This window comes from Flavobacterium sp. N2550 (genome assembly GCF_025947265.1).
Lineage (GTDB): Bacteria > Bacteroidota > Bacteroidia > Flavobacteriales > Flavobacteriaceae > Flavobacterium > Flavobacterium endophyticum.
This window is the reverse complement of sequence record NZ_CP110007.1, coordinates 960,618-974,044: the sequence shown is the minus strand read 5'-3', so window position 1 is coordinate 974,044 and position 13,427 is coordinate 960,618. Positions and strand designations below refer to the sequence as shown.

Genomic DNA, 13,427 nt, shown 5'->3' with positions numbered 1-13,427 from the left:
TAATGCTTCCGATTGCTTTTCATCCAATTTACAAACATCCGTTACCCGAGGGCCATCGTTTTCCGATGCTGAAATACGAATTGCTTCCACAGCAATTGCTTCATGAAGGGATTGTCACAGAAAATGATTTTTTTACGCCTGATATTCCAGACCTAAAGCACATCTTGGCAGTTCATGATAAAGATTATGTTGAAGAACTGCTTACTCTGACATTGGATGCGAGAGCAGCACGAAAAATAGGTTTCCCGCTTTCAGCCGAATTAGTCGAACGCGAATTACGAATAGCGCAAGGCACAATTGTAGGCTGTGAAAAAGCATTACAGGCAGGAATAGCATTTAATATTGCCGGCGGTACGCATCATGCTTATAGCAATCGAGGAGAAGCTTTTTGTTTATTGAATGACCAAGCCATTGGTGCTCAATATCTTTTAGACAAAAAGTTAGCTTCAAAAATCCTAATCATCGATTTGGACGTCCATCAAGGAAATGGAACTGCTGAAATCTTCCAGAATAATCCCGATGTTTTTACTTTTTCAATACACGGGAAATCGAATTATCCTTTCAAGAAAGAAACTTCCGATTTAGATATTGCGTTGCCTGACAAAACAAGCGATGAAGAATATCTTCGTATCGTAAATGAAATTGTCCCGAAATTGATTGCACAAGAAAAGCCTGATTTTATATTTTATCTAAGTGGTGTAGACATCTTAGATTCTGATAAATTGGGAAAACTGGGTTGCTCTATTCAAGGTTGCAAAAAGAGGGATGAAATTATCTTATCGTTTTGCAAGAAACTCGAAATTCCTGTCCAATGTAGCATGGGCGGCGGTTATTCCCCAGAAATAAAAACAATTATCGAAGCTCATGCCAATACGTATCGCATAGCAAAAAGTCTTTTTACATAAAAGACCATCCCAAATAGGGATGGTCAAAATAATAACAGTTTCTGAAGTGGCGTTTAACATAATTTATCTTCCTATATCAAATTCAAACAACTGTTACTAATCTTTGGAATCGAGTCTACTTATTTCCCAATAGCATAATTTCAGCAATCACGATTTCAGTGACATACCGTTTTTCTCCGTTCTTATCGTCATAGCTTCTGTGTGTCAGTTTGCCTTCAATCGCAATCTGGTCGCCCTTTGTGACATACTTTTCTATGATCTCGGCCGTCTTTCCCCAAGCCACAAGAGAATGCCACTGAGTATCGGTAACTTTCTCACCTTTGTCATTAGTAAAAGACTCGTTTGTCGCGATAGTCAGGGTTGCTAATTTTTTACCTCCATCAAAATTCTTGATTTCAGGATCTTTGCCTGTATTCCCAATCAGCTGTACTCTGTTTCTTAATGCATTCATGGCGTTTAAATTTAAGTTATTATATTTATATCAAATCGCATAATACAATGCCTCGTTTTAACCAACATTGCAAAGATGTGATAGTTAAGTGAAATTATTCGGTAGTAATCCGTTTACTTTCGATTATAAGTGTTTATAATCGTTTGCAAACGGAAAATATTATGTTTAACTTTCGGAAAATGAATTTTTTATGCAGGCGGAAATTAATAAAGTAGAATTACGAAACTTACAGATAGAAGATTATAAGCAGCTCAAAACTTCAATGCTTCATGCTTATGATGAATTTGATGAACCTTATTGGGAAGAAGAAGAAATAGAACGATTGCTTTCTTTGTTTCCAGAAGGTCAGCTGGTCATTCTTGTAGATGACAAAGTTGTCGGCTCTGCACTTTCTATTCTCGTAAATTATAAAAAAGCCAGCTCAAATCATACGTATCAAAAGATTACTGGTAATTCTTCCTTCTCGACACATGATCCCGAGGGTGAAGTCTTATATGGAATTGATGTCTTTATTGACCCGGAATATCGCGGACTCCGCTTAGGACGAAGATTATACGATGCCCGTAAAGAGCTCTGCGAAACATTAAATCTGAAATCGATAATTTTTGCAGGAAGGATTCCAAAGTATTCTAAGTATTCGGAAGAAATGACGCCTAAGGAATATATCGACAAGGTGCGCTTGAAGGAATTCTACGATCCAGTTCTCTCTTTTCAGCTGAGCAATGATTTCCATGTTATGAAAATCATGAAAAATTACCTTGAAGGCGATGTCAGCTCACAAGAATATGCCGTCTTGCTGGAATGGAACAACATATATTACGAAAAAAGTCCAAAGCTGATCAATGCCAGAAAAAGTGTCATCCGTCTTGGGTTAGTACAATGGCAGATGCGTCCACTTGCTAATCTAGAAGCACTTTTTGAACAGTCAGAATTTTTTATCGATGTCGTTTCTGGTTATAGCAGCGATTTTGTGCTTTTCCCAGAATTGTTTATCGCTCCATTAATGGCCGATTACAACCATCTTTCTGAAGCCGATGCTATCCGGGAGATTTCGCATTTCTGCGAGCCCATTCGCAAAAAATTCCAAGAATTTGCGATTGCTTACAATATCAACATCATTACCGGAAGTATGCCGTATACAGAGGATGGAAACTTATACAACGTAGGATTCCTCTGCAAACGAGATGGTACTTCTGAAATGTATACGAAAATCCACATCACGCCTAACGAGGTGCAATATTGGGGGATGAAAGGCGGTTCTGAAATCAAGACTTTTGATACAGATTGTGGCAAAATTGGAATCATGATCTGCTACGATGTAGAATTTCCAGAATTGTCAAGGCTAATGGCCGATGAAGGGATGGAAATCCTATTTGTGCCTTTTCTTACCGATACGCAAAATGCCTATACGCGCGTAAAGCTTTGCGCTCAAGCCCGAGCCATTGAAAACGAATGTTATGTTGCAATTGCGGGTTGTGTTGGAAATCTTCCAAAAGTGAATAACATGGACATTCAATATGCCCAAGCAGCAGTCTTCACTCCTTCAGATTTTGCCTTTCCGTCTAATGGAATCAAGGCTGAAGCGACTCCGAATACCGAAATGACCCTCATTGCAGATGTAGATCTTGATATGTTGAAAAAACTGCATGAACAGGGAAGTGTCAGGATATTAAAAGATAGACGTGATGATTTATATAAAATTAAAAAGCTGAAATAGAAAAAAATTTCTGATGTTTGTGTAAGAAAAAAGAACAATGATTTGTTTTTATTTTTATTTTAGCCAAAACACCCTCCAAGTTCACATGAAGTTTGTTAAATATTTACACCAAAAAAAGAAAGATTATGCCAAAAACATGTTTAGAGTGCGGAGCGGTCATAATAGGCCGCGAGGACAAAAAGTTTTGCAATGACGGATGCAGAAATGCATATAATAACAAAATTAATAAAGATTTGAATAATTTAATGCGGGACATTAACAACAAGTTACGCAAAAATTATAGAATTTTATCCGAAATGAATGTCGAGGGTAAGACGAAGGTCACCAAGTCAAAACTTTTAAGCAAAGGCTTTGACTTTGAATTCTTTACGAACATCCTGCATACACAAGCTGGAAGTACCTACTACTTCCTTTATAATCAAGGTTATTTGCTGTTGGATAATGATTTTTACGTGCTCGTCAAAAAAAATTAACACCACCTAAATACTCACGAACTGAATGAAAAAAAGATATAGTTCCCTTATTTCTGCTTTGCTTGTTGCAGGAATTATTTATGGAATTTTCTTTGCAATGATGCCCCAAACCGTTGCCAAAGAGGAAGTTACATTGACGGAATTTTCTACAAAAAGAGCTCTTGAACAAGTAGCCTCGATATCCAAGCTGCCCCATTATGTTGGTTCTGAAAATCACAAGACCGTAGCCTCTCTTCTTGAAAAAGAACTTCAAAAACTAGGATTAGAAACGACTACTCAAGAAGGCTATACCTTGACCGAATGGGGAAATCTCGCTAAATCAAAAAATATTCTTGCTCGAATCAAAGGGTCGAACAGTTCCAAAGCACTTATGCTTTTGTCCCATTACGATAGCGCTCCGCACTCTTCTTCTTTAGGTGCTGGTGATGATGCTTCGGGGATTGCTACAATTTTGGAAAGTGTACGTGCTTTTTTGGCCAATAAGACGGCCAATAAAAATGATATCATCATCTTATTTTCAGACGCAGAAGAATTGGGCCTTAATGGCGCTGCGCTTTTTGTGACCGAACATCCTTGGGCAAAAGAGGTAGGATTGGTACTCAATCTAGAAGCAAGAGGAAGTGCCGGACCTTCTTATATGCTGATGGAAACTAATGAAGGCAACGCTTCCATGGTTAGAGAATTTACAAAAGCAAATCCTGGCTACCCTGTCTCAAACTCATTAATGTACAGTATCTACAAAATGCTGCCTAATGATACGGATCTGACCGTTTTTAGGGAAGAAGGAAAAATCCAAGGATTCAATTTTGCCTTCATCGATGATCATTTCAACTATCATACGCAACAAGACGACATTCAGCATTTGAGTCAGACAACGCTAGCGCACCAAGGCACTTACATCATGCCATTGCTGAACTATTTTGCCAATGCCGACTTGAAGACACTCAGTAGCACAGAAGATTACGTCTATTTCAATACTCCTTTTTACTTTGTAAGCTATCCTTTTTCATGGAATTTTATCTTGGTAATTATTGCAGGAGCGCTCTTTGTCTTTCTCGTGTTCATCGGTATCGGAAAGAGAACATTGTCCATTAAAGAAATCGGACGGGGTTTTGTTCCGTTTTTTGCTTCTCTCTTAGTATCAGGAGCAGCGGCTTTTTTAGGATGGAAAATCATAAACGAATTTTATCCTCAATACAAAGACATCTTACACGGATTTACATACAACGGCCATTATTATATAGGATTCTTCGTCTTCATCAGCTTGGCCATAAGCTTTGGTTTCTATAAAAAATACTACTTCGAGAATCAGGCCATGAATTTTTCCATCGCGCCTTTATTTATTTGGATTCTCATCAATATAGCTTTAGCTGTTTATCTTCCTGGAGCCGGATTTTTTATCATCCCTGTTTTTTGCTCCTTGATCATGTTGGCTTATTTTGTGATTACGCAGAAGAAAAGCTGGATTTTAAATCTTATCCTGAGCATTCCTGCTTTTATAATTTTTGTTCCTTTTATTACCACTTTCCCGATTGGCTTAGGACTAAAACTTTTAGGAGCGAGCGCCGCACTAACTGTTTTAGTTTTCACCTTGCTTATGCCTGTTTTTGGCTATTATCCAAAGAAAGGAATTTGGGCAATGGCAATGGTCACAATAGCGATAGGCTTTTTTATAAAAGCACATCTGGAATCTGGTTATGAACCCGGAAAAGCAAAACAAAATAGTCTTTTATATGTCTACGACAGCGACACAAATAAGGCGCTATGGGTCACGTATGACCAAAATCTTGATTCTTGGACAAAAGGTTATCTTGGTGAAAAACCTTCGGATGCCAAACAATTAGAACCTTATAACTTGTTCAGCAAATACAATTCAAAATTCACCTATTCTCATACTGCTCCTGCCAAAGATCTGGACGGCCCTACGATTCGTTTCTTGAGAGATACCGTAATAGGAACACAAAGGTATTTGAAGATTCAGATCAGCCCTAATAGAAAAGTTAATCGCTATGATATTTTTGCTCATGAAAATCTGACTTTTCATAACCTGAGAACAAATGGCGTGAAACATATCAACCAAGAAGGCTCTGCTTTCAAGAGAAAAGGAAGAAAAATATTGAGCTATTATGTAACCGACAATGAGCCATTAGAATTGCAATTCAGCGTCGCTTCTAAAGCCGTTCTTGACATGGAATTGATGGAATCTTCTTTCGATTTGCTGTCCAACAAGATGTTTAGCATTGCAAAACGTGAAGATTGGATGATGCCGACGCCTTTTGTATTAAACGATGCCGTTGTTATAAAACAAAAAATCAAGCCGAACTTTAAACAAGAAATTGTTCCTGCTCAAATCTTGGACAGCATACAGCAACAGCCTGCAACTCTAGAAATCAATGCCGGAAATTAGTATTTTAGGCTGCGGCTGGCTCGGACTTCCCTTGGCAAAAGTTTTGATCGGAAAAGGATTTTCGGTGAAAGGCTCGACGACTTCAGAAGGCAAGCTTTCCATTCTAGAAAATGCGGAAATAAAGCCCTTTTTGATTTCTGTTGGCACTCAAGAAATCTCGGGAGACATCAATAGCTTTTTAGGAAATTCCGAAATCATTATCATTGATATTCCGCCTAAACTGAAAAGCGATCCATCCGAAAATTTTGCTTTAAAAATCCAAAAACTGATTATTGAAATTGAAAAATCCTCAATCAAAAAAGTAGTATTTATTAGCTCTACGTCTGTGTATAACGACACAGAAAGTATTTCTATTATTACAGAGAAAGATATTCCAAATCCAGATACCGAAAGCGGAAAGCAGCTTTTCGAAGCAGAAAATCTCTTATTAAGCAATTCTAAATTCGATACTACAATTTTACGATTTGGAGGATTGATTGGCGAAGACCGACATCCTATAAAATTTCTCTCGGGACGTAAAAATATTGAGGATCCAGATGGTCCGATAAACCTCATCCATCAAAAAGATTGTATTGGAATCATTTCAACAATTCTTGAAAAAGGGATTTGGAATGAAACTTTTAATGCTGCTGCGCCATCTCATCCTACAAGAAAAGACTATTATACTAAAAAAGCCAAAAGCTTAAACTTAGATTTGCCAAGTTTCAACTCTGAAAAAAAATCGGTTGGAAAAATTATTGACAGTAAAAAATTAGAAGCTATTTTGGGCTATAAATTTTGTGAAATATGAAACGTTTCTTTGCTTGTCTTGGACTGACATTCTTCATCAGTTGTAATGATAAATTACCTCTTGAGCAAAAAGAAAAAGAACTATATATTATCTCAAAAAAGGACAGTATTCAAAACTTGTCCTTTAAAATTGAGCATGATTATTATTCAAGAAATAATTTTGTTCTTGTAGACACCAATAAAATTTTCTTTTACAGAAATGGTCCATTATGGAATTGCACACCTACAGAAGATAAACGTCCTGTTTTTATTGATTTAGACACTGATGATATAATAGAATTACCTTTAAGTAGTATTGGAGAATTTATAGATTTAAATTTTGGTGGCGAAAAAAAGTTTAACAATTCGATTTCCGTAGTATCTTATACAGACACAATAAATTCAAAAGCATTTGATGAGCTAATGAAGGCATTTTCAAAAAATAGATTGCCAAAATTTTTAATACGTAGAACGACTTTAGAAGAAGAAATTGTTCTTCAACATAAAATTCAAGATTTACCTTATCTTCCTGATGAAGTTGAATGGGATACTACACGTATAAATTTCGAATCCGAAGAAGATGTAAAAAATATATTGAAGATAAGTCAGGCAAAATTTAAAAAATAAAAAATCCCAAGCTCACACTTGGGATTTTTTATATAACTCTATTATTACCAGATCTTAACTCTCTTTTCTGGCTCTACGTACATTCCGTCACCTTTTTTGATTCCAAAAGCTTGGTAGAAGGCATCCACATTTTGTAATGGTACATACGCTCTATACATTCCTGGCGAATGCGGATCAGTTTTTACCTGATTCTTGATTGCTTCATCACGAGCTTTTGTTCTCCAGATAGTAGCCCAAGAAATAAAGAAACGCTGTTCTGGAGTATAACCATCGATTAATCCTGGATTTCCATTTTCTTTTAAGTACAATTGCAATCCATCGTAAGCTGCATTTACGCCGCCTAAGTCTCCGATATTTTCACCTAAAGTAAATTTTCCGTCCACATAAATTCCTGGCAATGGCTGTAAAGCACTGTATTGATCTGCCAATGAGCCTCCCAAACCTGTAAATTGTTTCAAATCTTCGTCTGACCACCAGTTTACCAAGTTTCCGTCAGCATTGTATCGAGAACCAGAATCATCAAATCCGTGAGAAATCTCATGGCCGATTACGGCTCCAATTCCACCATAATTTACCGCTTCGTCCGCTTTGTAATCATAAAACGGCGGTTGCAAGATTGCTGCTGGGAAAACGATTTCATTATACGAAGGATTGTAATAGGCATTCACAGTCTGAGGCGACATGAACCATTCGTCTTTATCAACTGGCTTGTTTAATTTTTCGATATCTTCTTTATAGCTCCATCTGGCGAGATTTTTCATGTTATCAAAATAAGTACCTCCTTTTTCAGGACCTACAATTGTCAATGCAGAATAATCTTTCCACTTGTCAGGATAACCGATCTTGATTCTTGATTTGTGCAATTTCTCGATAGCGCTTGCCTTAGTCGCTTTGGTCATCCAAGGAAGTTTGTTGATTCTGTTCTCAAAAGCTAAAAATACGTTTTTGATCATTTTTTCAGCTTTTGCCTTAGCTTCTGGCGGGAATTTTTTAGCCACATACAGCTTCCCTAAAGCTTCTCCAACGCTACCATTTATAGTCTGCAAAGCTCTTTCGTTGCGAGGTCTTTGTTTTATGGCTCCAGTCAAGGTTTTTCCGTAGAATTCCCAGTTAGCCGTTTCGATTTCTGTTGAAAGCGTTCCCGAAGATTTGTTCAGCAACGTCCACTTCATATATTCTTTCCAGTCCTCTACTTTATTTTGCTTGAAGATATCTTCGATAGCTGTCATGTATTTTGGCTGAGAAACAATAACAGAGTCCAATTTTGGAAGTCCGATACCTGTCAGATACGTATTCCAGTTAATAGAAGGCGTTAATTTTTGCAGATCTGTAATCGTCATCGGATTGTAGGTCTTTCTTCTGTCTCTTCTTTCAACTCTGTCCAATCTAGGCTTCGCCATTGCGATTTCTAAGGCTAGAATTTTAGCTGCATTCTTCTTCGCATCAGCTGGTTTTTCACCAAGATACTGTAGCATTTTTGCAACGTGCAGTTCATATTTTTCACGTTTTTCTTTAGAATCTGCTTCATCAGAAACATAATAGTCTCTGTCTGGAAGACCAAGACTTCCTAAACCGACAGTCACGACGTTTCTGTTGCTGTTTTTAGCATCGGTTCCAACACCAGCTCCTAAAAATCCTACACCACCGATAGGTTCCATTTCAATCATCAAAGCCTGAAGGTCTTTCACATTCTTTACTGCATTGATTTTTGTCAAATACGGTTTCAGAGGCGCAATTCCTTGCTTGTTTCTTGTTACCGTATCCATGATTGTTTTATACAGATTTACGGCTTTTGCTTGGTCTGATTTTGGATCTAGTTTTTTATCCGCCACAGCCTCATTAAGGATAGCCAACGCGTCTTCATCTGTTCTTTGGCGAAGCTCGTCGAAGCTTCCCCAACGGGTTCTGTCTGCTGGAATTTCTGTCTCATCAACCCATTTTCCGTTTACAAATTTAAAGAAGTTGTCATTTGGCTTTACCGACAAATCCATATATTGGAGTTCAATTCCAGGATGCTTTGGTTTTTCCTGGGCATTTGCCGAAATTGCCGCCAAAACCATTGCGGTGATGGACAGCATACCCTTATTCAAAATTATTTTCATATAGAAGTGTTTAGTATTACTACAAATTTAAAAAGTAAAATATTTGTTTGGCTTATATAACTGTTAAAATAAAATCTGCGTGAGGCTTTCTTTTGTAATTTCGCAAAAATTTCTTTCGAATGCTTACCTTTTTTAAAAAATATAGAATTTTCTTTCTTGTACTTTTCTTACTATCGGCGCTTATAATTACTCTTTTTTACTTCGCATTAAAACCTAAAAAGACTCTGAAGATTTATAATCCGGCAGATGTCAATCCGGAAATGGTCGATACGACCGTGCAATACGTCAAAAAATACCATACGATTGATAATTTTTCGTTTATCAACCAAAACGGAAAAACGATTACGCAGAAAGATTACGAAGGGAAAATTTATGTAGCTGATTTTTTCTTCACCACCTGCCCGTCAATCTGCGTGCCGATGGGAGAGAATATGGCTTGGTTGCAAGAGCAGATTAAAGACAATCCAAAAGTCATGTTATTGTCGCATACAGTCATGCCTGATATTGATACTCCAGAAGTCTTGAAAGCCTATGCTGTTAAAAAAGGAGTAATCGACAGCAAATGGAATCTTGTTACAGGCGACAAAAAAGACATTTATTATATTGCCCGAAAATCATATCTAGCCGTAAAAACAACAAGTTCCACAGAATTATACGATATGGTCCATACCGAAAATTTTGTTTTGGTCGATACAAAAAGAAGAATTCGAGGGTTTTATGATGGAACCAAGCTAGAAGATGTAAAAAGGCTTTTAGACGATATAAATTACCTGAGTGCAGAAAAATAACTGTTAGATAAAAAAAGAGGCGATGTAAATTTACATTGCCTCTTTTCTTTTGTAATAAAGCATTATTCTTTTTCCTTTTTCTTTTTCCCATCAATAATAGCTCCAGTACCTGCTCCGACAGCGGCTCCTGCCAGTCCGCCGATAATAGCACCTTCGCCTTTTTTCTTAGAAATGGCTGCACCGGTAATCGCTCCTGCACCAGCACCGATTACAGCTCCTTTAGCAGTAGAGCTCCATCCCTTTTTTTTCTGTTCTGCAGTTACGGGCGCGGCTTTGTTGGCAGCAGCAGCTTGTGCAGCACGAGCTTGAGTTTCCGCTACAATAGCATTCATAGAATCGATTGTTCTTTGTTTGGCTAATGCTTCTTCTTGCTGTTTCATAGCAACTTTCATAGAATCTATTTCGCGTTGTTGCTTTATCGCAGCGCTATCTGCCGCGGTATCTTTACAGGCTGTAAAAACAACAGCTATAAGGGCAACATAAAGTAACTTTTTCATGACATTTCTATTTTTCGATTATGCTATAAAAGTAAGCCGAGATCTCCTATCCAACTTTACACGATTGCACTATAATCTTATACGACTTAAACCTATTCTGTTTTATAGCCTACTTCAATAATAATTCCTATTTTTGCAATCTAAATTGAATCTAAATAAGGCTTGAAAACTTTAGCACAGCTCAAAATCGGTCAAAAAGCACTAATACTTGATTTTAATATTGATAGTATTCCACTAAAGTTGCTAGAAATGGGATGTCTCCCAGGCAATTATGTAGAACTCTTGCAGATTGCGCCGCTGGGTGATCCGCTCTATATCAATGTAAATGACAGCCATGTTGCCATTCGCAAGGAAACTGCCCATGCTATTACTGTTGAAGTCGTGAATGAAACCCTATGAGCCACCAAAATCTTAAAGTAGCCTTAATCGGCAATCCCAATACAGGAAAGACTTCTGTTTTTAATCAGCTTACCGGATTGAAACAGCAGGTCGGTAATTATCCTGGAATAACCGTTGAAAAGAAAATCGGCTACAGCAAGCTGACCGACAACTTAAAAGCCACAATTCTTGACTTGCCTGGAACCTACAGCCTGAATGCCAGTTCGATTGACGAAAACGTCGTGATTGAACTGCTGCTCAATAAAAACGACTCCAATTATCCTGATGTTGCCGTTGTTGTTACGGAAGTCGAAAACTTAAAGCGCAACCTTTTGCTTTTCACTCAAATCAAGGATTTGGAAATTCCGACAATCTTAGCCATAAACATGTCGGATAGGATGGATTATAAAGGAATTGAACTTGATATTCCCTATCTCGAAGAACAGCTAAAGACCAAAATTGCGCTGATTAGCTCCAGAAAAAATATCGGAATAGACAGCTTGAAAAAATTGATAGCCGATTATAAGAATATTTCTACCGAACCTTGCTTGAACGCTTCGAGCATAGACATCGATTATTTCGACAAGCTTCGTCGTGCGTTCCCAAAGGAATTGCTTTATAAATTGTGGCTTGTAATTACACAGGATGTAAATTTTGGACATCTGCAGCGAAACGAGATTGCTGAAAAATCGTTCGCAAAATCCAATTCCGAGCTCAAAAAAATGCAACAAAAGGAAACCATCAAAAGATATCAGTTTATCAATGATGTCCTTAAAATCGGATACAAGATTGATACCACTAAGGCAAAAGGCATACGCGCCAAACTAGATAAGATTTTAGTCCACAAGGTTTTCGGATATGTGATATTTTTTGCCATACTGATGCTTATCTTCCAATCTGTTTTTTCTTGGTCGAGCATCCCAATGGATTTTATCGATGAAAGCTTTGCCAAATTAGGCACTTTTGCAAAGACAAATCTTCCGGCGGGCGTCCTGACTGACTTGATTTCCGAAGGTATTATTCCTGGAGTTGGAGGCGTCGTGATTTTCATTCCTCAAATTGCCTTCCTCTTCTTATTTATTTCTGTACTAGAAGAAAGCGGTTATATGAGCCGCGTAGTCTTTCTGATGGATAAAATCATGAGACGGTTCGGACTCAGCGGAAAAAGCGTCGTACCACTAATTTCAGGAACAGCCTGTGCCATCCCAGCAATCATGGCTGCAAGAAATATCGAAAATTGGAAAGAGAGATTGATAACAATTCTTATAACTCCTTTTACGACCTGCTCTGCGAGGTTGCCAGTATATGCTATCTTAATTTCGCTGATTATTCCAGAAAAGAGAATCTTAGGTTTTTTGAACCTGCAAGGACTGACGTTAATGGCCTTATATCTTTTAGGTTTTGGAATGGCTATATTTTCGGCTTATATTTTGAATAAAATCCTGAAAATAAAATCGAAATCCTATTTTGTAATTGAAATGCCCAACTACAGGCTGCCTTTATTCAAAAACGTGGTCATCAATGTTCTTGAAAAGACAAAAGCATTTGTTTTTGGGGCCGGAAAAATCATCTTGGCGATATCGATCATTCTTTGGTTCCTTGGCTCTAACGGTTCGTCTGATGAATTTGCAAATGCAGAAACCATAGTCAAAAAAAGAATTGAACAGCAAGGATTGACGAGATTCAACCAGCATTATATTGACAATAAGTTATCAGAACATTACGTAGCACTTAATGACAGCGTAACAAAAAACATTTATAAAATAAGCACTCAAGATATAGCCGATTCGCTTACTCATAAGAAACAAGAACTTTTCTTAAAACTGGAAAATCAAGAAATATCAAGCTATAAGCTAGAAAAATCCTATATCGGAGTTTTAGGAAAAACAATTGAACCGGTGATACGACCTTTAGGTTATGATTGGAAAATCGGGATTGCCGTTATTACTTCTTTTGCAGCAAGAGAAGTGTTTATTGGCACTTTAGCTTCTATTTATAGCGTAGACAGCGAAGAAGAAGTCACGATAAAAAACAGAATGGAAGCAGAAATAAATCCTGTCAATGGCAAGAAAGTTTTCAATTTTGCTACTGGAATATCGCTTTTGCTATTCTATGCTTTTGCAATGCAATGTATCAGTACGTTAGCTATTACAAAAAAGGAAACCAATTCTTGGAAATGGCCTATCATACAATTGATATTCATGAGTGCTTTGGCGTATAGTGTTTCGCTAGTTGTTTACCAGATCCTAAAATAGTCACTAGAGTTTATAGTTTTATTAGCAATAGTCAAGGAGTTTAATTTTTACCTTTGCAA

At 37.4% G+C, this 13,427-nt stretch carries 12 protein-coding genes; 9 read left to right on the top strand and 3 right to left on the bottom strand.

All coding sequences use genetic code 11. The features are described 5' to 3' along the window. The first annotated feature begins 2 nt into the window (after positions 1-2). The gene (locus tag OLM56_RS04280; RefSeq protein ID WP_264528439.1) at positions 3-905 is read left to right on the top strand and encodes a histone deacetylase; all 903 of its coding nucleotides are present in this window, start codon (positions 3-5) and stop codon (positions 903-905) included. A gap of 115 nt (positions 906-1,020) precedes the next feature. Here OLM56_RS04280 and OLM56_RS04275 read toward each other — a convergent pair whose 3' ends face one another. Continuing rightward, positions 1,021-1,356 carry a single-stranded DNA-binding protein gene (locus OLM56_RS04275; RefSeq protein WP_121375814.1) on the bottom strand — a complete coding sequence of 112 codons (336 nt, stop codon included), beginning with the start codon at positions 1,354-1,356 and terminating at the stop codon, positions 1,021-1,023. Between the two features lie 190 nt (positions 1,357-1,546). Here OLM56_RS04275 and OLM56_RS04270 point away from each other — a divergent pair, with 190 nt between their 5' ends. The 5 genes from OLM56_RS04270 (at position 1,547) to OLM56_RS04250 (ending at position 7,348) form a co-directional block, all read left to right on the top strand. Beyond that, positions 1,547-3,073 (top strand): carbon-nitrogen hydrolase family protein, encoded by a 1,527-nt coding sequence (locus OLM56_RS04270; RefSeq protein ID WP_121375813.1) that lies wholly within the window; start codon positions 1,547-1,549, stop codon positions 3,071-3,073. Between the two features lie 125 nt (positions 3,074-3,198). Next, positions 3,199-3,546, top strand: coding sequence for a hypothetical protein (locus OLM56_RS04265; RefSeq protein WP_121375812.1), 348 nt, complete (start codon positions 3,199-3,201; stop codon positions 3,544-3,546). A 25-nt stretch (positions 3,547-3,571) separates the two neighbouring features. Continuing rightward, entirely contained in the window at positions 3,572-5,953 is a 2,382-nt protein-coding gene (locus OLM56_RS04260; RefSeq protein ID WP_264528438.1) for a M28 family peptidase, read from the top strand. Further along, positions 5,940-6,743 (top strand): NAD(P)H-binding protein, encoded by an 804-nt coding sequence (locus tag OLM56_RS04255; protein ID WP_264528437.1) that lies wholly within the window; start codon positions 5,940-5,942, stop codon positions 6,741-6,743. Before OLM56_RS04260 ends, OLM56_RS04255 begins: the two co-directional genes overlap by 14 nt. Further along, positions 6,740-7,348, top strand: a complete 609-nt coding sequence (locus OLM56_RS04250) for a hypothetical protein (protein ID WP_264528436.1) — start codon at positions 6,740-6,742, stop codon at positions 7,346-7,348. The genes OLM56_RS04255 and OLM56_RS04250 overlap by 4 nt, the downstream gene beginning before the upstream one ends. 44 nt (positions 7,349-7,392) lie before the next feature. On the opposite strand, the gene OLM56_RS04245 is transcribed toward OLM56_RS04250, so the two are convergent. Continuing rightward, on the bottom strand, positions 7,393-9,450 hold the full coding sequence (locus tag OLM56_RS04245; protein WP_264528435.1) for a M13 family metallopeptidase: 2,058 nt from the start codon (positions 9,448-9,450) through the stop codon (positions 7,393-7,395). Between the two features lie 119 nt (positions 9,451-9,569). On the opposite strand from OLM56_RS04245, the gene OLM56_RS04240 reads away from it, so the two are divergent. Further along, on the top strand, positions 9,570-10,238 hold the full coding sequence (locus OLM56_RS04240) for an SCO family protein (protein WP_264528434.1): 669 nt from the start codon (positions 9,570-9,572) through the stop codon (positions 10,236-10,238). 62 nt (positions 10,239-10,300) lie between these two features. Here the strand turns inward: OLM56_RS04240 and OLM56_RS04235 are convergent, their stop codons facing one another. Next, the gene (locus tag OLM56_RS04235) at positions 10,301-10,735 is read right to left on the bottom strand and encodes a YMGG-like glycine zipper-containing protein (protein ID WP_264528433.1); all 435 of its coding nucleotides are present in this window, start codon (positions 10,733-10,735) and stop codon (positions 10,301-10,303) included. Positions 10,736-10,897: 162 nt separating this feature from the next. On the opposite strand from OLM56_RS04235, the gene OLM56_RS04230 reads away from it, so the two are divergent. Beyond that, a complete protein-coding gene (locus tag OLM56_RS04230; protein ID WP_264528432.1) occupies positions 10,898-11,134 on the top strand; it encodes a FeoA family protein in 237 nt (78 codons plus the stop codon). Beyond that, positions 11,131-13,368 carry a ferrous iron transport protein B gene (gene feoB, locus OLM56_RS04225; protein WP_264528431.1) on the top strand — a complete coding sequence of 746 codons (2,238 nt, stop codon included), beginning with the start codon at positions 11,131-11,133 and terminating at the stop codon, positions 13,366-13,368. The genes OLM56_RS04230 and feoB overlap by 4 nt, the downstream gene beginning before the upstream one ends. The last annotated feature ends 59 nt before the right edge of the window (positions 13,369-13,427 follow it).